This window comes from Natronomonas gomsonensis (assembly GCF_024300825.1).
In the GTDB taxonomy this organism is placed as follows: domain Archaea; phylum Halobacteriota; class Halobacteria; order Halobacteriales; family Haloarculaceae; genus Natronomonas; species Natronomonas gomsonensis.
Window position 1 is genome coordinate 1735609 of record NZ_CP101323.1, and the last position, 21023, is coordinate 1756631.

At 63.2% G+C, this 21023-nt stretch carries 21 protein-coding genes; 9 read left to right on the forward strand and 12 right to left on the reverse strand.

Features of this window, described 5'->3' with window-relative positions; all coding sequences use genetic code 11:
- Positions 1-168 precede the first annotated feature (168 nt).
- On the forward strand, positions 169-1677 hold the full coding sequence (locus tag NMP98_RS09405) for a sensor histidine kinase (protein ID WP_254861248.1): 1509 nt from the start codon (positions 169-171) through the stop codon (positions 1675-1677).
- A 309-nt stretch (positions 1678-1986) separates the two neighbouring features.
- Here NMP98_RS09405 and NMP98_RS09410 read toward each other — a convergent pair whose 3' ends face one another.
- The 4 genes from NMP98_RS09410 to NMP98_RS09425 form a co-directional block, all read right to left on the reverse strand.
- Complete coding sequence (locus tag NMP98_RS09410) at positions 1987-2340, reverse strand: hypothetical protein (RefSeq protein ID WP_254861353.1); 354 nt, start codon at positions 2338-2340, stop codon at positions 1987-1989.
- Entirely contained in the window at positions 2238-3551 is a 1314-nt protein-coding gene (locus tag NMP98_RS09415; protein WP_367997258.1) for an RNA-guided endonuclease InsQ/TnpB family protein, read from the reverse strand. The genes NMP98_RS09410 and NMP98_RS09415 overlap by 103 nt, the downstream gene beginning before the upstream one ends.
- 322 nt (positions 3552-3873) lie before the next feature.
- Positions 3874-4416 carry a type IV pilin domain-containing protein gene (locus NMP98_RS09420; RefSeq protein ID WP_254861250.1) on the reverse strand — a complete coding sequence of 181 codons (543 nt, stop codon included), beginning with the start codon at positions 4414-4416 and terminating at the stop codon, positions 3874-3876.
- A gap of 114 nt (positions 4417-4530) precedes the next feature.
- Positions 4531-4692 carry a hypothetical protein gene (locus tag NMP98_RS09425; RefSeq protein WP_254861251.1) on the reverse strand — a complete coding sequence of 54 codons (162 nt, stop codon included), beginning with the start codon at positions 4690-4692 and terminating at the stop codon, positions 4531-4533.
- A 273-nt stretch (positions 4693-4965) separates the two neighbouring features.
- Between NMP98_RS09425 and NMP98_RS09430 the strand changes: the two genes are divergently transcribed.
- Positions 4966-5448 (forward strand): dihydrofolate reductase, encoded by a 483-nt coding sequence (locus NMP98_RS09430; RefSeq protein ID WP_254861252.1) that lies wholly within the window; start codon positions 4966-4968, stop codon positions 5446-5448.
- A 217-nt stretch (positions 5449-5665) separates the two neighbouring features.
- Here NMP98_RS09430 and NMP98_RS09435 read toward each other — a convergent pair whose 3' ends face one another.
- Positions 5666-6925, reverse strand: a complete 1260-nt coding sequence (locus tag NMP98_RS09435) for an RNA-guided endonuclease InsQ/TnpB family protein (protein ID WP_254861253.1) — start codon at positions 6923-6925, stop codon at positions 5666-5668.
- Entirely contained in the window at positions 6922-7311 is a 390-nt protein-coding gene (tnpA, locus tag NMP98_RS09440; RefSeq protein WP_254861254.1) for an IS200/IS605 family transposase, read from the reverse strand. The genes NMP98_RS09435 and tnpA overlap by 4 nt, the downstream gene beginning before the upstream one ends.
- A 203-nt stretch (positions 7312-7514) precedes the next feature.
- Here tnpA and NMP98_RS09445 point away from each other — a divergent pair, with 203 nt between their 5' ends.
- Positions 7515-7841, forward strand: a complete 327-nt coding sequence (locus NMP98_RS09445; protein WP_254861255.1) for a mechanosensitive ion channel domain-containing protein — start codon at positions 7515-7517, stop codon at positions 7839-7841.
- Positions 7842-7946: 105 nt separating this feature from the next.
- Here NMP98_RS09445 and NMP98_RS09450 read toward each other — a convergent pair whose 3' ends face one another.
- From NMP98_RS09450 to NMP98_RS09460, 3 genes are all read right to left on the reverse strand, one after another.
- Positions 7947-10043: a DUF11 domain-containing protein gene (locus NMP98_RS09450; protein ID WP_254861257.1), complete on the reverse strand. Its 2097-nt coding sequence runs from the start codon at positions 10041-10043 to the stop codon at positions 7947-7949.
- A 345-nt stretch (positions 10044-10388) separates the two neighbouring features.
- Positions 10389-11450, reverse strand: coding sequence for a YihY/virulence factor BrkB family protein (locus tag NMP98_RS09455; RefSeq protein WP_254861258.1), 1062 nt, complete (start codon positions 11448-11450; stop codon positions 10389-10391).
- 50 nt (positions 11451-11500) lie between these two features.
- Positions 11501-12844 carry an alkaline phosphatase family protein gene (locus NMP98_RS09460; protein WP_254861259.1) on the reverse strand — a complete coding sequence of 448 codons (1344 nt, stop codon included), beginning with the start codon at positions 12842-12844 and terminating at the stop codon, positions 11501-11503.
- A 465-nt stretch (positions 12845-13309) separates the two neighbouring features.
- On the opposite strand from NMP98_RS09460, the gene NMP98_RS09465 reads away from it, so the two are divergent.
- Positions 13310-14350 carry a two-component system sensor histidine kinase NtrB gene (locus NMP98_RS09465; RefSeq protein ID WP_254861260.1) on the forward strand — a complete coding sequence of 347 codons (1041 nt, stop codon included), beginning with the start codon at positions 13310-13312 and terminating at the stop codon, positions 14348-14350.
- A 35-nt stretch (positions 14351-14385) separates the two neighbouring features.
- Here NMP98_RS09465 and NMP98_RS09470 read toward each other — a convergent pair whose 3' ends face one another.
- Entirely contained in the window at positions 14386-14919 is a 534-nt protein-coding gene (locus NMP98_RS09470) for an inorganic diphosphatase (RefSeq protein WP_254861261.1), read from the reverse strand.
- A 193-nt stretch (positions 14920-15112) separates the two neighbouring features.
- On the opposite strand from NMP98_RS09470, the gene NMP98_RS09475 reads away from it, so the two are divergent.
- A complete protein-coding gene (locus NMP98_RS09475) occupies positions 15113-15472 on the forward strand; it encodes a PadR family transcriptional regulator (RefSeq protein WP_254861262.1) in 360 nt (119 codons plus the stop codon).
- A 16-nt stretch (positions 15473-15488) separates the two neighbouring features.
- Here NMP98_RS09475 and NMP98_RS09480 read toward each other — a convergent pair whose 3' ends face one another.
- Together NMP98_RS09480 and rnhA are read right to left on the reverse strand one after the other, a co-directional pair.
- On the reverse strand, positions 15489-16070 hold the full coding sequence (locus NMP98_RS09480) for a DUF7108 family protein (RefSeq protein ID WP_254861263.1): 582 nt from the start codon (positions 16068-16070) through the stop codon (positions 15489-15491).
- A complete protein-coding gene (gene rnhA / locus NMP98_RS09485; protein WP_254861264.1) occupies positions 16063-16653 on the reverse strand; it encodes a ribonuclease HI in 591 nt (196 codons plus the stop codon). Before rnhA ends, NMP98_RS09480 begins: the two co-directional genes overlap by 8 nt.
- A gap of 161 nt (positions 16654-16814) precedes the next feature.
- Here rnhA and NMP98_RS09490 point away from each other — a divergent pair, with 161 nt between their 5' ends.
- From NMP98_RS09490 to NMP98_RS19455, 4 genes are all read left to right on the forward strand, one after another.
- Complete coding sequence (locus tag NMP98_RS09490; protein ID WP_254861265.1) at positions 16815-17780, forward strand: transcription initiation factor IIB; 966 nt, start codon at positions 16815-16817, stop codon at positions 17778-17780.
- Between the two features lie 69 nt (positions 17781-17849).
- Positions 17850-19481 (forward strand): polymer-forming cytoskeletal protein, encoded by a 1632-nt coding sequence (locus tag NMP98_RS09495; RefSeq protein WP_254861266.1) that lies wholly within the window; start codon positions 17850-17852, stop codon positions 19479-19481.
- Between the two features lie 57 nt (positions 19482-19538).
- Positions 19539-20816, forward strand: a complete 1278-nt coding sequence (gene nreA / locus NMP98_RS09500; RefSeq protein ID WP_254861267.1) for a DNA repair protein NreA — start codon at positions 19539-19541, stop codon at positions 20814-20816.
- A 26-nt stretch (positions 20817-20842) separates the two neighbouring features.
- Positions 20843-20974, forward strand: coding sequence for a hypothetical protein (locus NMP98_RS19455; protein WP_268105441.1), 132 nt, complete (start codon positions 20843-20845; stop codon positions 20972-20974).
- Positions 20975-21023: the final 49 nt, after the last annotated feature.

Consider the following 21023-nt stretch of genomic DNA (forward strand, 5'->3'; position numbering starts at 1 on the left):
ACAACAATCTCGATTCTTTGGACGGTTACACCCCGTAGCTGACGCTCTCTGTACACTGACCGCAACACAGTAGTGCTTCCTCGGACCCCTTCGACGCCACTACCTATATTCAAAGCCCCACGTTCGGAGTGATGGCATCAATTTAGTAACTAATGGTATCCGCCGAGCATGCTTCCGTTCACGTACGGACAGATGAGCGAAACGGAATCCAGTCGGGTGGGCGGGGCTCCCGGCGAGAGTGGCGTGAGTACGCGAGCGGCTACTGGCGAGACGACTGAACCGCGGTCGGACGAGCACACCCCGCGAATCGGCATCGTCATGACCGACGAGCGAAATCGAACGCTTCTGAGCAAGTGGCTCGCACGGACCTACGACGTCGCAACGCTTCGACTCGACAGCGTTTCGCCGACGAAGACGGCCGAGAACATCGACCTCCTGATTCTCGACGGCGCCTCATACGCGAGACACGAGGAGTGGCTCGCCGACTACAAGAGCGACCCCCGGCGGTCGTTTCAGCCCGTGTTGTTGTTCGTCCCCGAGACGACCAGCACCGTTCCGGACGTTCACGAACGGGTCGACGATGTCGTCTCGATGCCGACCCAGAAGGAGGTGCTTCAGGCCCGGATTCACGGGCTGTTGGACCGACAGCGACTCTCCCGAGCGGTCGCCGAACGCGAAGACCGGTTTCGAACGCTGTTCGAGACCGGGCCGGACCCGGCGTTGGTCGTCACCGCCGACGGCACGGTCACCGACTCCAACGTGGCCTTCAGGGAATCCCTCGGCGTTTCGCGGGAGGCGGCCAACGGCCGACGACTCGACGACTTCGAGGCGTTCGACGACGCCGCGGTCGACGCGATGACCGCTCTTTCCGACGACGACGACCGACGAACCATCTCCTACCAGTCGGCGGACGGGACGCGCCACGCCGAGTGTCGTCTCAGCGGTACGCTCGACGACGGCATCACCGCCGACACCTGCGCAGAACACATCGTGATTCTGCGGGACATCACCGACGAACTCGCCTACAAGCGCGACCTCGAACGACAGGTCGACCGATTGGACGAGTTCGCGTCCATGTTGGCCCACGAACTGCGGAACCCGCTCGGCATCGCCAACGGCTGGCTGGAGGAAGCCGAGGCCTCCGGCGACTCGATTGCGTTCGAGCGCGTCGATTCGGCTCACGACCGGATGCGCTGTATGATAGACGACCTCCTCGCACTCGCGCAAATGGGCGAGGTCATCAGCGACCCAACTGTCGTCTCGGTGCCGGCGGTCGTCGCCGAAGCGTGGGATAGCGTGGCGACGGCCGAAGCAACGCTGCGCGTCGACGACGACCTCGATGCCGCCATCGTCGACGCGGATGCCGACCGACTGCAGGACGTTTTCGCCAATCTGTTCCGCAATGCCGTGGAACACGGCGGAGACGACGTTACCGTGGACGTAGGCCGTTGCTCCGAGAGCTTCTACGTCGAAGACGACGGTCCGGGGTTCGAATCGACCGACCCCACCCGGCTGTTCGAGTCGGGGTACACGACTAACGCCGACGGCACCGGGTTCGGTCTCGCCATCGTGAAACAGGTCGTCGAGGCCCACGGCTGGACCGTCCGGGCGACCGACGGCGACGCCGACGGCGCGCGGTTCGAGGTGACTGATGTCGAAACCCTCCGAGTTGCCTGAGATGGCTGGCGGTCTCGGAGCGTGTCGATGATTCTCCAACGCGCTCTCCTGTGGCTGTACTCGGTCGCCGTTGCGATGCTCGTGCTCGGGTTGCTGGCGTCGCTGTTGGTCCTCTGAATCCGCGTCTCACTTTCCGCGGCGTCGACCCGAGCCCGATAATCGGGGTTCATTCCTCGGAATATCTCGTTCGCTACGCTTCTGTAGGGTCGGTTCGCGCAAACTGATGATGCCTATATGAAACGTATCCGTATCCTGATGGCCCTATACAGCGAACGGTGGCAGTAAGCGAAAATCGGGATACAGAGATGCTTACTCGTCCGGTGAGACGACCACGGTTGCGGTGTGTTTTACATCACCCGTCTGGTAGGTGTAGGCAACGGTCGCGGTGCCGATGGCGTATGTCGCTCGGGGCGACCCCGTCTCGGCGTGATACTGCCCGTTATCGACTCGATTCGACGTGAGAACGGTGAGGTCGTAGTCCCCGCGGGCGTGCTCGCCGTTTTCGTACTTGACATCCTCCCACGGCTTCAGCCGTGGGATTCCTCCAGTAGGGATGTTGGCTATGCCGTCCCCACGGAGGTAAGTTTCCCGTCGTCGGTACTCCGGTTTGTGCGCTCCTCGTTGGGACTTGCCCTCACGGGAGAGTGTGGTATCTCCGACCAAGTATGGTCGTCCCACGTGAGGCGCACGGGCCGTGCCATCGACCCGACCTCAGGTTTGCCAACCTGTCCTTCGAGGAACGTCCGCGAAGCGTCGAGGTCGGCGTGACCTTCGTAGCCACACGGACAGCGAAACACGTCGCCCGCCCGCTCTGTATCGTCGCGTTCGCCACACTCCGGGCATTCCGCTGTCGTGTATGCTTCCGACCGGACTTCGACCGTGATGCCGTATTCCTCGGCGGTCATCGCCAGACGGTCGATGAACGAGCGATACGCCCAAAACTGGTGCGTCTTCTCGTTCACCTCTGCCGACCAGTGTGTCGACAGCACATCGGTGAGGTCGCCTACGTACACAGTGGCAACCCCCTCGTCGTACAGTCGTCCCATCAGGTCCCGCACGAGCGCCTCCTGTGCGTGGTCGCGCCGTCGTGTCCGGGTTCGATAGAGGCGTCGAATCCGGTGGCTACTGTACCGGCCATCGCGGAGTTTCGACTGCAAGCGGGCAATCTCCTCGGTGGTTTCGCGGAAGCGGGCGAACAGGTCGCGACCCTCGTAGCAGTACTGTTGGCCGGTTGTGGTGGTACAGGCGACGAGGTTGTTCGCGCCCACGTCCAAGGCAGCCGATTCCTCGGCTACTGGTGAATCCCGTCGAGAATCAGGCACGGTGACGGGCTGAAAGGCCCTGAACGTGTCGTCGACCTCGTCGTAGGACAGTTCCAACCGGCCCTGTTCGCCCTCACACTTTGGGTCGCCAGCGACTTCGAGGCGCAGCCGGTCGTGATAGCCAAGGCCGTACTCGTCTTTGAGGTCTTGGCCGACCGGGATTTCCACTCGCGACCGCTCGCCGGTTTCGAGGGTGTACTGGTCGTTGCGGATATACGTCCGCAACTCCCGCCCCTCATCCTCGTTGCCCCAATAGCCGGGCGGGGCGGTGTCCTCGCCGTCCTCTCGGGCAGCGAAGAACGAGCGCCACGCTTCGCTGTTCTTGCGGATGAGTTGTTGGGCGGTGGCAGAGCCGAGGACGCCGACGTACTGCTTGCGGTAGTCGGCAGTATCCCACACCGATTCGCCCTCGAAGAACTGCTGGCGACGTTCGTAGGTGAGCTCGTTCCAGAGGCTGGCGGAGGCGTCCAACAACTCTCGGAGCAGTTGCTTGTCCTGCGCGGAGAGCGGACGTACCGCGAACGTGTTGGTTCGCCTCACGACAACAGACATTAGTGACCCTATGTCTAAATGCCTTTTGGACACAAACGATGCGACCGAACATCGATATTTCGCACACGCTTAACGGGCGCGTGAAAGACTACGCCGAACAGCAGGACAAGAGCCTCGAAGAAGCCTATCAGGAGATTATCGAAGCGGGGTTGGAAGCGGTGGAACATCCAGACGGGCCGTAGCGCGTGGACTGCTGAGCTATGTTGTCGCTTACACCCACCCCTGAAGGAGTGGGCTTTCGCCTCGCTACCTCGTCATCTACGGTTGGAACCCTCCAGCGTGACCGCGTTCGGATTTAGATCCCCGTGGTCACGCCCCCGCCTCAGACCGTGAACTCGGCGATTTTGTAGGAGTCTTCGCCCTCGACAGTACCGGGGTTGTACCCCTCGACGGGGCGAGTGGTCCAGTAAATCTTGACCGTGACACCGTCGGCACTGTGTCCTTCCGGGTCGAGATACACCGTCTCACCGGAGTCCCACGTCTCGCCGATGCCGACCTGTGGATCGCCGCTTGCGGCTTCCGTGAACTTCTCCCGTTCGCTGGCGTGGTCGTCGTTTGCGGGCTTGGAACTGTCAGGTGCGCCGCCGATGTCGAGTTTCTTCGACCCGATGACGTAGAGGTTCTCCGTCTCGATGGCGGTTCCGGATTCGAGCGTGACGGCGATGATATCGTCGTCGTCGGGGCCAGCGTCGTCAAGAATCGCGTGTGATATCGATGCCTGTGGCGCCGGCGGTGATGGCGAGGGACCGAGACCGAAGACGAACGCACCGACGACGGATGAGAGAATGACGACGACAGCGACCATCAGAATCGTCCCCGTCACCGTCGATGCCCCCCGAAGACCCCCCTGAAATGTTCTTTTCATACGCAGTTCTCTCACAGTATGGAGTGGCGGTATTTAAATAATGAGAAAATTTCCGTGAGTGAGGGCCTACTGCGGGAGGAATCGGAATCAGGGTGGCAGTGAACCGTCCGGCCCTCACCGCTCGGTGTCGCCCCACCGACGGGACACCTCGGCGGTCTCTTTGTTGCTACCCAACAGCCACGGACTGTCGATGGCTCGGACAATCACAGTCAGGGCGTTCGGTGCCGCTACCGTCACATTGGCGCCGTTGACGACGATTCGAAATCGAATCGGCAACCGAACTCCAGCTGTAGCCGTTCAGTGGGCGACTCGAACAGGTCCGAAATCGTCCCCTCGTCGGGAGTCCAGCCGACGAATTCGACGGACAGGCGTCGTTATCTGGCGGTAGACTAGATACCTGAGTGGGTCTGCGAAGCGGAATCTTCCATTCGCTATTAGTAGGTCCTCCGCCGATAAATGGGTTCTGTCGGTCACTCTGCCGGACGACCGTCTCACGACGAGGTATATGTCATAAGAGGGTTTTCAACGGAGCCAAACGAAGGCGAACACATGGAACTCATCTCAGTCGCGGCGGTCGCGGACAACGGCGTCATCGGCCGGAACGGCGAGTTACCGTGGCCGAGCATCCCGGCCGACAAACGACAGTACCGAAATCGAATCGCGGACTGGCCCGTCATCCTCGGCCGGCGAACGTTCGACTCGATGCGCGATGACCTTCCGGGGAGAGTGCAGGTCGTGTTGAGCCGGTCGGCGTCCGACTACGGCATCGAGTCGGCACACCACGCGTCGGGCGTCGACGATGCAATCGAAACGGTCGAATCACTCGGGGACGACCGAGCCTACGTCATCGGCGGGGCGGGCATCTACGCCCTATTCCAACCGGTCGTCGACCGGATGATACTCAGTCGGATTCCAGGCGACTACGACGGCGACGCGTACTTCCCGGAGTGGAATACCGACGAGTGGACCGTCGTCGACCGCACTCCCTACGACGAGTTCACCCTCGAGGAGTGGGTTCGAGAGCGGCGCTAACGAGGGGGCTCCTAGCAAATAGAGAGACATCAGATTTGTCCGCGGCCGGCGGTTGGGATTTTTGTTCACACGAAGCAACCATGCAGCATGATTAGCCAACTCACCGCCCCGAGATGGGTGACCGACATCTTCTCGGCCTACATTGACCTCCTCCTCCGCGCTCACGCGGAGGAATCCCACCACGGGATTTCAGGCCGAGTGTATCGGCCTGTTGGTTTCAAGACGCATACGTTCCACGCGTCGTCTGCTGGTTTTCAGCATCGGCTTGGCTGTCTTGTGGCCCGGTCAAAGAGGCCCCATCCGTAGCCGAGTCATCGTCACCGGCCTTCTGCCGGGAAGTCCGGTCGCTTCGGCGGTGACTCTCTCCACTACGGTAGCGGTCTGCAATGTTTATCGCCCCGTTCACGTCGGCTTGATACTCACCGACCCAACAGCCGCCGTTCGAGCATCTGAACGTCGCCTGTCGTGGTCGATAGCCGTGTTCACCGCAGGCGTGGCACGCCTTCGACGTGTTCCGGGGATTCACCGTCTCGACGGGAATCCCCGTCTCGGCGGCTTTGTAGCGAATCTGTGCGTGGAGCTTGGCAAAGCCCCACCCGTGCAACCGCCGATTCATATACGCGCCGTAGTCCATATTCTCGCGGATGTACGTCAGGTCTTCCAGCACCAATACTGGATTCTCGACGGACTCGGCGTACTCCACGACCTCGCGGGTTACACGGTGGAACACATCGTCAATCTGGTCCCACAGCGAGTCGCCGTAGGACTCCGCGATTCGCTCACTGCCGCGCTGCTGAAGCCGTCGCTTGGCGGTGAAGTAGGTTTTGCGGAGCCGACGAACGGCCTTGCCGTCGTCGGCCCACAGGCGGGGGCGAACCGGAGAACCGTGCTCGTCGCGGTGACACACCGTGACGAGACTCGCTTCTCCAATGTCCACGCCGATGGGCGTCCGCTCGTCGGCGGACGCCGCAGATTGGTCCTCCACGTCGCGGGTAGCGGTGATGTGGAGATACCATGTTCCGTCCCGCTCGAACAGCCGACTTTCACCCATCTCGGCGTCGTCTGCGTACAACGCTTCGAGCCACTCCCGCTGGTCGGGATTGGCGCGCGCCGGAATCCAGAGGTGGTAATCCTCGTGGTGCGGGACTTTGACGTACCACTCGATAGCGTTCTGTGGCTGGTGGTCAAGTTGCAGTCCCTCGTTGGTGAACCGTACCGGGTGGTCATCGTGCAGTTCGTCGGCGTTGTAGCTGTTCCCACAGAGTTGTGGGACGTACTTCTTGAGGGCATTTTTCGCGTAGCCACTCAGGTCGTACTCAACAACCACGTCGTTGGCCGCTGACTGTGTGTCACAGCCAGCGGCGAAGGCGGCCTGAAGCGCCTGCTGGTAGGCGTCCCGCGTCTCACGAAGCTTCTGCCGCTTGTAGACGTTCGGGTCCACAAGCTTCAGTTCGAGCGTTTTTGTGAGTTCGGTCACGCTTCGGCCTCCTTGTGTCGGTTGATGTAGTTCTCGACAGTTTCGCTGGAGACGTGGCCGGCTGTTCCGGCGTAGTAGCCGCGTTCCCACCGGATTTTCTCGTCGTCGTGGTCGGCGTGGCGGTGGTTGTATTTCCGTGAGGAAATGCCCTTGAACCAGTTGGCGAGCAGTGATGGTCTGTGTTTGGGCGGGCTACTGACGAACAGGTGAACGTGGTCGGGCTGAACAGTCAGGTTTTGAATGTCCAAGCCTTTCTCGTCGGCAATTTCGTGGAGGATGGATTCCACACGGTCGGCAACTTCTCCCGTCAGTACCGCGTTGCGGTACTTCGGGAGCCACACTATGTGGTAGTTGAGGTTGTAGGTTGCGTGCCGTGTGGTCTTCATCCGTGCTACACACTATGGTTATATCATAGCAAATATTTTGTGGAAGCGGTGGGAAATCCAGCCCTGCAATAGAACGGTGGACTGTCACACTATGCTGTCCGCTCGACCCCCGCCTGTTCGCTCCTCGGTTCCGACAGAGCGTCGGAACACTCGTCACTCACGGGAAGGCGGGGGTATGCGCTCGTATCTCTATCACCGAGGAGGTGTACGTCGCCTACGATGAGGACACCGAACGGGCCCTGATGGAACTCCAGCAAATCGCCAGCGACCACGACCCGATTCACGACGACCCGGCGCCGAACGCGCGCATCGTCGACTTGGGCAAGAACGAAGTCACCGTACAAGCCGAATTTTGGGTCGAAGACCCGATGAAAAGCGACGTTCCGACGGTTCGCTCCGACTTCCGGCGACTCGTGAAACGTCGCTTCGACGAGGAAGGCATTACGCTGGCTCCGCCGTCCGCACAGTCGCTCTCCGGGGAACTCACGGTGGACGAACGTCGATCCGACCCAACCTCGAATGGGTCGTAAAAAGTGAGTTCGTTCAGCGCAGTGACCGGCGAAGGAGAACCGAGTTCCCGTGACGGTCGTCCGGTCGCGTCGGGACGTCTACTCTACGGTGGGTAGAGCTGCCGCCTAGTTGGTGATTACGTGGGAGACGCAGTCCTCGTCCACGAAGGTCCCATCGGCGGATAGTCGGGCACAGTTCTGGACGCCGTCGGAGCCACCGGGGAACTGGTTGGCCGGCACGACCTCGACGGTCAACACGAGCGTCGGGAGACACTGACCCGCGCCGAGTCCGCCACTGTTCGGGTGCGTGGCGGTGACCGTTCCACCGCTTGCCGAGGCGCTCCAGCCGCTTCCGGACGCCGAGACGAACGAGATACCGTCCGGCAGGTCGTCAGTGACGGTAATCTGGCCGTCGCAGGTTTGCTCTTGAAGCATACACACGTCGATTTCGTAGGTCGACTGCTGGCCGTACTTGAACTGGCCACCGGTCGTTTTCTCGATGTTGAGGCCGTCACAGGAGCTCTGTGGGGGGTGGACCGGGACGCTGACGCAGCTACGGTTGTTCCTGGCGTTCGCGTCGTCGGTTTCGATGCTCGCACAGTTGCGAATCGCATCGCCGGTCTCGTCTATCGAGCCGATTTCGACCTCGAGGGTGAGCGTGGGGAGGCAGTCGCCGGGCGCCAGCCCGCCGCTGTTCTGGTGTTCGGCGGTGACGACGCCACCGCTCACGGAGAGCGACCAGCCGCTGCCGCTGTTGTTGAGGAACGTCACGCCGTTCGGCAGCGCGTCGACGACCGTGACTCCGCCGCGACAGCGTCCGTCACCCCTGTTGCAGACGGTAATGTCGAACTCGGTGGTGTCGCCCGGCTCGACGTGGGTCCCATCGTGGGTCTTCTCGATAGTCAAATCGCACTTACCCTCGATGGCTTCGGTATCGACCGGGACGCTGACGCAGCTCTGGTTGTTGGTCGAGTCGGCATCGTCGGATTTGATGCTCGCACAGTTGCGGACCGCGTCGCCGACCTCGTCTATCGAGCCGAACTCCACTTCCAGAGTGAGCGTGGGGAGACAGTCGCCGGGCGCCAGCCCGCCGCTGTTCTGGTGGGTGGCCGTGACGACACCGCCCGTCTCGGTAACCGACCAGCCGCTGCCAGTGCTGGCGAGGAACGTCACGCCGTTCGGCAGCGCGTCGACGACCGGAACCTCGCCCCGGCAGAGTTCGTCGCCGACGTTACAGACGGTGATTTCGAACTCGGTCGTACTGCCGGGTGCGACCGCCTCACCGTCGTGTCCTTTCCGTATCGAGAGGTCACAGACGCCCCCGACGGTTTCGGTATCGACCGGGACGCTGATGCAGCTACGGTTGTTGGTCGAGTCGGCATCACGGTAGTCGAGACTCGCACAGTTGCGAACCGCGTCGCCGGTCTCGTCTATCGTGCCGACTTCGACCTCGAGGGTGAGCGTCGGGAGACAGTCGCCGGGCGCCAATCCGCCGCTGTTCTGGTGTTCGGCGGTGACGGTGCCGCCCGTCTCGCTGACCGACCAGCCACTACCGGTGCCGCCGAGGAACGTCAGGCCGCTCGGCAGGGCGTCGACGACCGGAATCGGGCCCCGACAGCGCTGGCGCCCTTCGTTACAGACGGTGATTTCGAACTCGCTCGTACTACCGGGCGTGGCCAAGTCTCCGATGTGTTCTTTCGTTATCGAGAGGTCACACGCACCCTCGCCGGTTCCCGTAACCGGGATGGTGGCACAGTCGGTCTTGTAGGCCAGGTCCGCATCGCCCTGTTCGACGGTGACACAGTTGCGGATTGCGTCGCCGACCTCGTCCTGCGAGCCGACATCGACCGCCATGGTCAGTGTCGGCAGACACTCACCGGAACCCAGGCCGGCCGCGTTGGGGTGCTCGAAGGTCACGACCCCGCCGCTTTCGGTGGCGCTCCAGTCGGTCCCCGTATGCGCGGCGAACGTCACGCCGTTCGGCAGGTCGTCCGTAACGGTCACGGCGTCCTCACACGTACCGTCGCCGTCGTTGCAGACTGTAATCTCGAACTCCGTAGCGCCGCCGTACGAGACGGAGTCGCCGACGCTCTCCTTGGTGACCGACAGGTCACACGGGTTGCCCGAAGGGCCGCCCCAGGAACACCCGGCTATCGAGGCCGCACCACCCGCAGTGACCACTTGGAGGATACGCCGTCGACTGATTGACTCGTCGTCGGTCATCGGAGCCTCGATTGCTCAGACAGGAATCTGCCGCTGTCGAGGGGTCGGGGAGCTTCGCTCCGCGGATTTGCGTGCGCCGTACGGTGTCGGACCTGGGTGACACCGCCAGAACGAATCGGTCTGCAGTCGGGAGAACTGTTTCTGTGGGGTTGCTGTATTACTATCATAGGCCTAACATGAAATCACACCCCACCGAACCGTCTTTGTAGGAGTATAATCCGTGTATATCAACGCAAGTACAACCACTGTGTATATATCTCTATGTATAGAATAGTCGGATGAATGTCACTTCATCGTCGCTACCGTGTGGGTGTATTCGACCTCGTTTTCAGGTGGGCGTGAGTGTCAGTCGCTGTTATCCCACCGCAGATACACCTCGGCTGTTTCTTTGTCGCCGCCCAACAGCCACGGGCGGTCGACGGTCCGGACGGTCACGGTCGCGTCGTTCGGCGCCGGAACCGTCACGTCGGCGCCGTCGACGACGATTCGAACATCACCGTCGAAGGCGACGGTTTCCAGCTCCCGGAGCGGAGTGACGAAGGCGGCGTCGTCGTGTGTCGGGTCGGCGTCGATGGGTTGTCCCCACGCGATGCTGTCGACGTCCTCCGACCGGCCGGCGAGGACGGCGTTGACTGCGGCACCGAGAAGCAACACCAATCCGCCGAAGTACAGCCACGTAATGAGCAGGATGATGACGCCGACGAGGCCGTACTCGCTGGTGCTCGAGAGGCTGGTGTACAGCCCGAACCCGTACCTGAGCGCGGTCCAGCCGGTGCCGGCGATAAGACTTCCCGGGACGACCTCACGGAGACTGACATCCTCGTCGGGAAAGACGTAGTACATCGGATAGAAGGCAATGGCAAGCGTGAGCGCGGAGACGACTGGTCGGACGACGGCGTCGAGGACGCCGACGGAAGGCGTCCCCACCAGCTGTTCGGCGGCGGTGACGAGAAACAGCGCGGTCCCGATGGCGACGAAGACGACGACGGCGTCGAGAACCTGGTCGAGGAACGTGTTTGCGGCGTGGGACTCGTAAATGTCGGAGAACGCCTGGTCGAGGCCGCGAAAGATGCGGAGCGTCCCCCACACGAGGATGGCGAGGCTCAGAAGCGACAGTCCGCGATTCCGTGTTGCGTTGGTCGCCGCCTCGACGAGCAACGTCGCGAAGTCCCCCGATGCGGTGCTCCCCGTCGGCGTGATGTTCTCCGCTATTGCCTCGATGAACCGCTGGGCGAGTTCGGGTCCGCCGACCTGTGAGAGGACGAACAGCACCAACAACAGGAACGGCAACAGGGAGACGAAGGCGTGGTAGGCAATCGAGCCAGCCATGAACGTGATGTTCTCCGCCCGAATCTCGCGGACGATGGCCCGAGTGACCTGTTTCGAACGCGCTAGTCGTTGGTTCATTGACCGCTGCTTTCGGTGGCCGATAGAAAACCGATGTGGTCGGTACCGCCTTACACCAAACTCGCGCCGTCGAACTCGCTGCGGTCGACGTCCATGTCGAGCAGTTCGAGAATCGTCGGCGCGATGTCGTAGAGGTCGGCATCCTGAATCGTCGCGCCGTCGTCGTCGACGAACAGACAGGCGTTGTCGAAACTGTGCATGCCGTTTCGGGGGCCGATGTCGAACACCTTATCGCCGCTTCGGAAGCCGGACTTGAGGTCGAAGCCGTGGTTCGGGATGACTACGAGGTCCGGCGCGATGTCGGCGTGGTCGCCGCGGAAGGCTTTCTCCTTGGTGACGACGCGGTCTGCGACCTTCCGGCCGTTCGGGCCTTCGAGGGCTTCGAGCTCCGCTTTCAGCTCGGCGCGGACTTCCTCGTAATACTCTTTGGGGACGCTCCCGCGGGGCTCCCGCCCCTCGAGGTTGATGTAGAAGCGACCGGGGATGAGCGAGTACGCCTTCGTGTCGTCGGCGATGTCGTCGAGGCTGTCGTGGTCGTCGTCTTCGTAGGAGAGCCAGCCGTTCTCCTCCAGCCAGACGTTGCACTTGACTTCGTGGTCGAGTTTGGTGAATCCGTGGTCGGAGGCGACGACCATCGTCGTTCCGTCGCTGAGCATGTCACGCAGTTCGCCGAGATAGCGGTCGACTTTCTCGTAGAACTCGAGGAACTCCTCTTTGTACTCGCCGTCCTCGGCGTAGTGTTTGAACAGGAAGTGGTTCACCCGGTCGGTGGTCATGAAGACGCCGAAAAAGAGGTTCCAGTCGTCCTGCTGGATGTAGTGTTTGAACGCCTCGAAGCGGGCGTCGAGCGTCTCGTGGGCATCCTCGACGAACTCGGATTTGTCCTCGTCGTGGCCGAGTTTGGCGTTCACGTCGATTTTGTAGTCCAGCCCTTCGAGCGTCTCACGGAGTTCGTCGGGGTAGGCGGCCTTCTCGACGCCGGGTGAGAGGAAGCCGCTGACCATCCGCTGGACGTCCCGGTCCGGCGGGAACGTCACGGGCACGTTCATCACCGTCGCCTCGCGGCCGGCGTCAGTGACACGGGACCACAGCCGCGTGGCCTGAACGTCCCGACCCATGGGGACGTAGGTGTCGTAACTGCCGACCTCGCGGTCTTGGAAGCCGTAGACGCCGGTTTCCCCCGGGTTGACGCCGGTGGTCAACGCGGGCCAGCAGGCGCTGGACTCCGGTGGGACGATGGAGTCGATTGCGCCGCCGGCGCCCTCGTTTGCCATCGCCGTGAGGTTCGGAAACGTCTCCTCGTTGTCGGCGATTAGACTGTACGGCACGCCGTCGATACCGAAGAAAGCGACTCGCGGACCCTCGCCACCGCGAAGCCGGTCGAACAGTCCCATAGAGGCGTCTGGGGCAGGCGCCTACAAGAACTTTCGTTTCGACGGGCAAAAGCGGCGGCGCTCCCGAAAAGCGGCAAGAATCGCTCCCGCTATTCGTCGTCGTCGCGGTCGCCGTCCTCGGCGGGCGGCTCGAAGTTCTCCGGTACGACCGTCATGTGACGGATGCCCATCGGTTCACGGGGTTCGGCGCTCATACTCGAAACTATCGTTCGAACGCACAAGTGTCATTCTATAAGCATACCGTATCGCCCCGATTTGGCGTATGCACGGTAGGAATAAAGTGGGTGTAAACCGAGGTACTGGACCCTGATAGATCCGAATTACTGAATCGCATTTTGTGCGTCTGTGCATGCACATTACGAATCTCCGATGGGTTTCGAGCGGGCGGGATATGTGTGGCCCCTGTTACATGCAGCCACGCGGAAACGACAGGTTCTATCACATCGAGTACGTAGCCCGGAGACGGTGAATCCTCCCGACGACTCGATTGGCTCGGAAGCGTTCTATCGAACGCTCGTTGAGAATGCCTCCGAGGGGATGTTGACTATCGACACCGACAGCCGCATCGTGTATGTAAACCCGGCTATCGAGCGGATTCTCGGCTATACGCCGGAGGAACTCGTCGGCAGCTCGAAGATGCAACTCATCCCCGAGCGGCTTCGCCCGGTCCACGCCGCCGCGCTGCAGTCCTACATCGAGAGCGGCGAGGAGAACATCGACTGGAACGGCATCGAGCTGCCGGCACTCCACAAGGACGGCCACGAGGTGCCGACGCTGATTAGCCTCCATGAACACGAACACGACGGCGAGCGGTACTTCACGGGCATCGTCCGGGACATAAGCGAACGACGCAGCCGCGAGGAGTCGCTCAGAGAGCAGAACGAACGTCTCGACGAGTTCGCCGACGTGCTCTCTCACGACATCAGGAGTCCGCTTTCGGTCGCCCGCGGGTACACGGAGTTGGCCCACGAGGAGTCCGACGCCCCCGAACTCGAACAGGCCCTGGAGGCGCTGGACCGCATCGATGCCCTCATCGACGACATTCTAGAATACTCGCGAGAAGGCGGCTTCGTCGACGAGGCCGAGCCGTTCCGACTCGACGACGCCGTCCGGGCGGAGTGGAGCCTCACGGCCGCCGAGGATGCCGACCTCCGTGTCGAGGATATCGGCCGAATCGAGGCAAACGAGAGTCGGGTCCGGGAACTCCTGGACAATCTGTTCCGAAACGCCGTGACCCACGGTGGCCCGGGGGTGACCGTTCGGGTCGGTCCGCTCCCGGACGGCTTCTACGTCGAAGACGACGGCCCCGGAATCCCGGCGGCCGACCGGGAGACGGTGTTCGAGTACGGGTACACGACACGCGACGGTGGGTCGGGCTATGGGCTCTCCATCGTCAAGCAAATCGCCAACGAACACGGGTGGAACGTCCGCGTCGTCGAGGGGTCCGATGGCGGTGCGCGGTTCGAGTTCACAGGTGTCGACTCCCTGGCGCGAGCCGACGGCTAACGGACGCGCTACGCGAAAAACGATGTGCAGACGCCTTAGCCGAAGTGCTCTTCGTAGAGGTCTTGAGCGTGCTCGATGGCGTCGTAGGCCGCTTGCTTGTCCTCCCAGCCCAGCGTCTCGACTTCCTTGCCCTCTTCGAGGTTCTTGTACGTCGCGAAGAACTCGTCAATCTCGTCGAGTTGCTGTTGGGGGATGTCCTCGAGGTCCTCGATGTGGTCGTATCGGGGGTCCTCGCTGGGGACGGCGATGACCTTGTCGTCCTGTTCGCCGTCGTCGTCCATCTTCATGAGGGCGACGGGGCGAGCCTCGATGACACAGCCCGGGAACGTCTGGTCTTCGACCAACACGAGCACGTCGAAGGGGTCCTCGTCGTCGTAGTACGACTGCGGAATGAACCCGTAGTCGGAGGGGTAGTGGACGTTCGAGTGCAGCACCCGGTCCAACACGACGCCGGGGATATCCTTGTCGTACTCGTATTTGTTGCGCTCGCCCTTCAGACACTCCACGACGGCGTATATCTCCTCGGGTGCGTTCGGTCCCGTTTCGAGGTCTTCCCACAGGTTTGCCATACCCGTGGCTCCTCACCTGCCCCGCAAAGAGCTTTCGACACGCGTCCGTGGAGCCTCGCTGCAGCGGCCGGCCAGTCAGAGACTGTCAGTCTCGTTGACCCGAAATCGGTCGGTTATATTTAAAAAGTGAGTTATGCACGGCTCTCAAAGATGTTTGATAACTGTTAAGTGGGTTGACAATGTACCCGTAGATATGTCAGAGGCCCAAACAGCCGCGACCGACCCAGGCGTGGCCCCCGACCTGACCGCCTTCCAGCAGAACATCCTCACGATTCTCGCCGAGGAGCCCCGCTACGGGCTCGCTATCAAGCGGGAACTGGAGACGTACTACGGCAGCGAAGTGAACCACGGCCGACTGTACCCCAACCTCGATGACCTCGTCGAGATGGGACTCGTCGAGAAGAGCGAACTGGACAAACGAACCAACGAGTACGCCCTCACCGACGAAGGCCTCGACGCCGTCTTCGACCAGCTCGCGTGGACGTTCTCGAAGACCGTCACCGACGGCGACCGCGCAGACCGCGTCCGCGACCTCATCGCACAGTTCGAGTAGGAAAAACGTCGACTTTTCACCGCGAGCGGGCCACGTCGAAAATCACTTCGAGCGACTGCTCGAGACGCCTTCTCTGTTCGTCGCTCGGCCACGCGTTCCGCGGGAAGTACTCCGTCCGGAACTCCTCGCGTTCGCCCTCGGTTGCGGCCTCGATTCGCTTGGCGTAATGGTTGCTCATGAAATCGGCGAACGCCTCGGCGGTTTCGCCGTGGACGTCGCCGTATTCGTCCCGGACCGCCTCGGCGACCGCCCGGTTGTGGGCGTCGACGGCATCGTAGTCGCCGCCGTCGCCGGTCCCCGAGAGGGTAATTTCGACTGCGCGGTCGGTGTCGTCGATGCGGTCGATTTGAATCACCCCGTCTTCGGTCCACTCCTCGGGATGACAGACGAGCGTCTCGCCGTCGTCGTCCTCGCGGACGCGAGCGGTGTAGCCGTACTCGGCGAGCAACGCCCGGCGGTCGCTCCGGTAGGCCTCCCGTTCGGCGGGGTCGACCGCACTCCGCAGCAGTCGCGTCAGTCGCTCGGCGCGGTCGACGACGCCCTCGGGTAGTTCCGTCGTCGGTTCCTCGGTGTCGGTGTCCGCGTCGCTGTCAGCCATCGAGTGCCTCGTTTGCTAGTTCGTCGGCGCGACTGTTTATCTCCCGCGGAACGTGGTCGATGGACCACTCCTCGAAGCGCTCCAACAACTCCCGGACCCGGACCCGCTTTTCCCGAAGCATCGGGTCGTTGGTGTCCCACTCCCCACGGACCTGCTTGACGATGAGTTGGGAGTCACCCCGGACGACAACCTCGTCGAACCCGAAGTCGGCGGCGACCTCCAGGGCACGAATCAACGCCCCGTATTCGGCCTGATTGTTGGTCATCTTCCCCATTCGCTCGCTGCCCTCGGTGGCGATACCGTCGCTGGTGACGATTACCCAGCCGGCGGCGGCGGGCCCCGGATTGCCGCGACTGGCGCCGTCGAAGTACACGTGTGCGCGTCCCCCACCGCCCTCGATGAGTCCGACCAACCGGGCGGATTCGTTGCCCTGGACGACGACCTTTTCGTCGTAGGCGACGGCGGTCGCGCCGCCGTGGCTGGCCCGCCACAGTTCGTGGTCGGTGTTTCCCGCCTCGACCCGGACGCCCGCGGATTCGAGGCGCTCGCGGGCAGTTGCGGGGTCGCAGTCGATGACCGGCATCCGTTGGACCCAACCCGACTCGGAATTTATCCCTTCCGATATTCGGACGCCACCGAGAACGGAACCAACGGACTGCGGCGGGGCGGTCTCGGATTCGTGTTCGATATTCCAAGGTTTTGGCGAGAGTTTAAGTGGGAAGCTCGTTTGACTATAAAAATGCGATGACACGGCCCACGCGTCAACGGGAACGCGGCAGCGAGCGTGAGGGGGAGACGACTGACACCGAAACGGGGACGGTGTGCCCGGAGTGTTCCTCGGACAACATCGTCAAAGACGCCGACAGGGGTGAGATGGTCTGTGACGACTGTGGGCTCGTCGTCGAGGAAGACCACATCGACCCCGGCCCGGAGTGGCGGGCGTTCAACCACTCCGAGCGACAAGAGAAGTCCCGGGTCGGCGCGCCGACAACTCAGACGATGCACGACAAGGGGCTGACGACCACCATCGACTGGAAGGACAAAGACGCCTACGGGCGCTCGATTTCCTCGAAGAAGCGCTCCCAGATGCATCGCCTCCGGAAGTGGCAGGAGCGGATTCGGACCAAAGACGCCGGCGAGCGAAACCTCCAGTTCGCGCTGTCGGAAATCGACCGCATGGCGTCGGCGTTGGGCGTCCCCCGTTCCGTCCGGGAGGTCGCTTCGGTCATCTATCGGCGCGCCCTCGACGACGACCTCATCCGCGGCCGCTCCATCGAAGGCGTCTCGACGGCCGCGCTGTACGCCGCCTGCCGCAAGGAGGGCATTCCACGGTCGCTCGAAGAAATCAGCGAGGTTTCCCGCGTCGAGCGCAAGGAAATCGGCCGCACCTACCGCTATATTTCCCAGGAACTCGGCCTCGAGATGGAACCCGTCGACCCCAAGAAGTACGTTCCCCGCTTCTGCTCGGAGTTGGAGTTGAGCGAGGAGGTCCAGAACAAGGCCCACGACATCATCGAGACGACCGCCGAAAAGGGCCTGCTGTCGGGAAAATCCCCGACGGGGTATGCGGCCGCGGCCATCTACGCCGCCTCGCTGCTGTGCAACGAAAAGAAGACTCAACGCGAAGTCGCCGACGTGGCACAGGTGACGGAAGTCACCATCCGGAACCGGTATCAGGAGCAGATAGAGGCGATGGGGATTCACAGCTGAGAGCGTCCGCCGTTTTCACACACTGAAGCCGCGTGAGGGTGTCTTATCCGTCGCGGCCCAACGGCCGGCGTGGTCGACTCCGCCCTCCAGAGTGACGACCGTGGGCTCTCACCGGTCGTCGGCGTCGCGTTGCTGATAGCCATCGTCGTGGCCGTCGCCGCCGTCTCTGCCGGCCTCATCCTCGGATTGGCCGAACCGAACGACCCTGCCCCGACGGCGACGTTCGATATCGAGAGCGCCGACGCCGCCGGCGAGGTGGTGATTCGACACGCCGGCGGCGACACCATCGACGGCGACCGTCTCCGCATCGCCGGCGTCGCCGACTCCGACACCGACGCATTCGCTGGCGACCGCGTCGCCACGGGGACGACGGCGACGGTGGCGCCGACCGACGACGACATCGAACTCGTCTGGGCCAGCGAAGAACGCGACAACTCCGCCGTCGTCGCGCGTCTGGACACGGCCGTCTCGGTGCCGTTCACCGCCCGCGGCGCCTATCGGTTGCTCTCTGAACGCTCCGAACAGGCCGCCCCCACCGGCGGGTCCCGCGGTTTACTGTTCCGCATCGAAAACCCCGCGGGCGAACGGTCGGCCATCACCGGCGTCACCCTCGAGGTGCCCGAAAACGACACCGTCAGCCACGCCCACAACACCGACGACACTCGCCCAGACCAGTGTGACGGTGCCGACGACCCCACCCGGTTTTGCTCGCTGGTGCAGGTGACGAACCCAACGGGGGCGACACACGGCTACGTCGCGGGGGCGAGTGCCGGGTCGCTTCCCTACACCGTCGGGTCCGTGCCGGGCGATTCGACCGACGACGCCGGATGGGTCGAGCCGACGCTCGGACCCGGCGAGACGGCCTCGCTGTCGGTGTATCGATTCCAAACTGGCTCGGATGCCAGCGCCGACGACGCCGCGAACATGACCGGGGAAACCGTCGAGATAACCGTCGCCTTCGACACCGGCCAGACGGTCGTCATCCGGCGGTTGCTCTCCGGCGGGCAACCGGAACCGGACCCCGAGATACTGGAACCCGGCGACCGGGACTTCGGGAGTGATGACTCGGTTGCAGGCGACGTATCCGCCATTGCCGGCGACGTCGACGCCTCGGGTGACGCCGACATCGCTGGCGACTTGCGGGCCGGTGGCGACGTGTCGCTCAGCGACTCCGCGACCGTCGGCGGCGGTCTCATCGGGTCGGACGTGAGCCTCGGCACCGATGCCTCCGTCGGCGGTGGCGTCGCCGGGGGCGACGTGGATCTCTCCGGAAACGCGGCGGTGGGCGGCGCAGTCGTCGGGTCGGGCGACGTAGACGCCGACGGGGACGCGACGGTCGGTGGTCGAATCGAAGGCGAAGACGTTTCGGTCGGCGGCACCGCCAGCGTCGGCGGCATCGACGCCACCGGCGACGTGGACGTGGCGAGCGACGCAACGGTCGACGGTTCCATCGCCGCCGGCGGCGATGTCGACATCGACAGCAGTTCGCTATCGAGCGTTGACGGCATCGACGCCGCTGGCGACGTGAGTCTGGACACGCCCGGCCTGCGCGTCACCGGTGACGTGCGTTCGGCCAGCGGCACCGTCGACTTCGACGCCGACGACATCGTCGTGACTGGTGACGTGACGGCCAGTGACATCGACTGCGACGCGGGCAACGTCACTGTCGCCGGCCAGCCCTGTTCGGCCTACGCCGACTGACGGGTCGCCGGCCGCCGCGCCCGAACGGTCTTTACCCTCGCCGACCCAACGCCGAGTATGCGCCTCGACGAGTACGTGGACGGACTCGACCGCGAGGAGTCCGTCGAGTTGCGGAAACTCGCCGAGGAGAAGTCCTACGCCATCACCGACCACCTCGACGACGCCCGGACGCGCTTCGACGAGACGCTGTCGGGCGATACGATGGTCGGGTCGACCGCGCCCTCCGTCTTCGTCGGCCGGTCGTCGTACCCCCGCGTTTCGGCCGGACTTCTCGCGCCCGTCGGAGACGAGTCCGACGCCGAATCCTACGTCACCACCGGCGAGTGGTACCGACAGGGGTACTCAATCGAGGACGTCTTCCAGAAGCGGACGGGCCTGCTCAACTCCACGCGGCGCTCGAACGTCGACGTGACCGACGTGTGGGACGGCTTCGTCGGCACCCAACGCGAGGTCGCCATCGCCGACCGCCCGGTCGACGTGGAGTTGGGACTCGACGAGTCGCCGGGATTCGACCTCGACGGCTCGCTGGAGGACATCGCCGCGCCACGCGGCCCGCGAGCGTCGGCGGATTCGGCGACGCTGACGGAGAACCCCCACGTCCCCCGTGCCGTCGAGAAGACGCTCTCGGACGACGACTGGCGGGCGGAGGGCGCGATGACCTACCTCTACCGGCGCGGCTTCGACGTCTACGACATCAACAACGTGCTATCGGTCGGCGCGCTCGGCCAAGGCGAAAACAGGCGCCTCGTCCCGACGCGGTGGTCGATTACGGCCGTCGACGATACCGTCGGGAAGTACCTCCGCGGCACCATCCGCAACGCCTCCAGCATCGACGAAACGCTCGTCTGGCACAATAGCTACGTCGGCAACGACTACTGGATTATCGCCACCCCCGGCGAGTGGGAGTTCGAGTTGCTCGAACTGAAGGCACCGGGCTCCATCTGGAACCCCGACCCCGAGGGCCAACTGTACATGGCCGCCGACCGCGAGGGCTACGAGGGCCGTACCGACTACGTCGACGAAACGTCGGGAGCGTACTACGCGTCCCGACTGGGTGTCCTCGAGGAGTTGGCCGAACGCGACCGACAGGCGAAGGTGTTCGTCGTCCGCCACGCCACAAACGAGTACTGGGCACCGGTCGGCGTCTGGCAGATTCGCGAATCGGTTCGCAACGCATTCGATTCCGAACCGGCCGTCGCCGAGACGTTCCACAGCGCGGTCCGCCACCTCGTTCCCCAACTCCCCGTCTCGCTTACGGACCTCCGCCGGAAGTCGACGATGGCCGCCGGCATCCAGGCGGACCTCTCGGCGTTCGGCGGCGGAGCGACGGACTGAATACCCGCCGTACCCGTCACCCGACCATGAGCGACCTCCTGGCCGGCCCGGTGCTGTTCGTCGTCCTGCTGTCGGTGGTCTTTCTCGCCTTCCCGTGTGCGTACCTCTACATGGCGCTGAAAGAGCGGGGCGTCTTGCAGCGCATACTCGGTGATTGACGGGACTCCCAACCGTTCGTACCGCTACGCAAAGCGTCTTTTCGCGCGG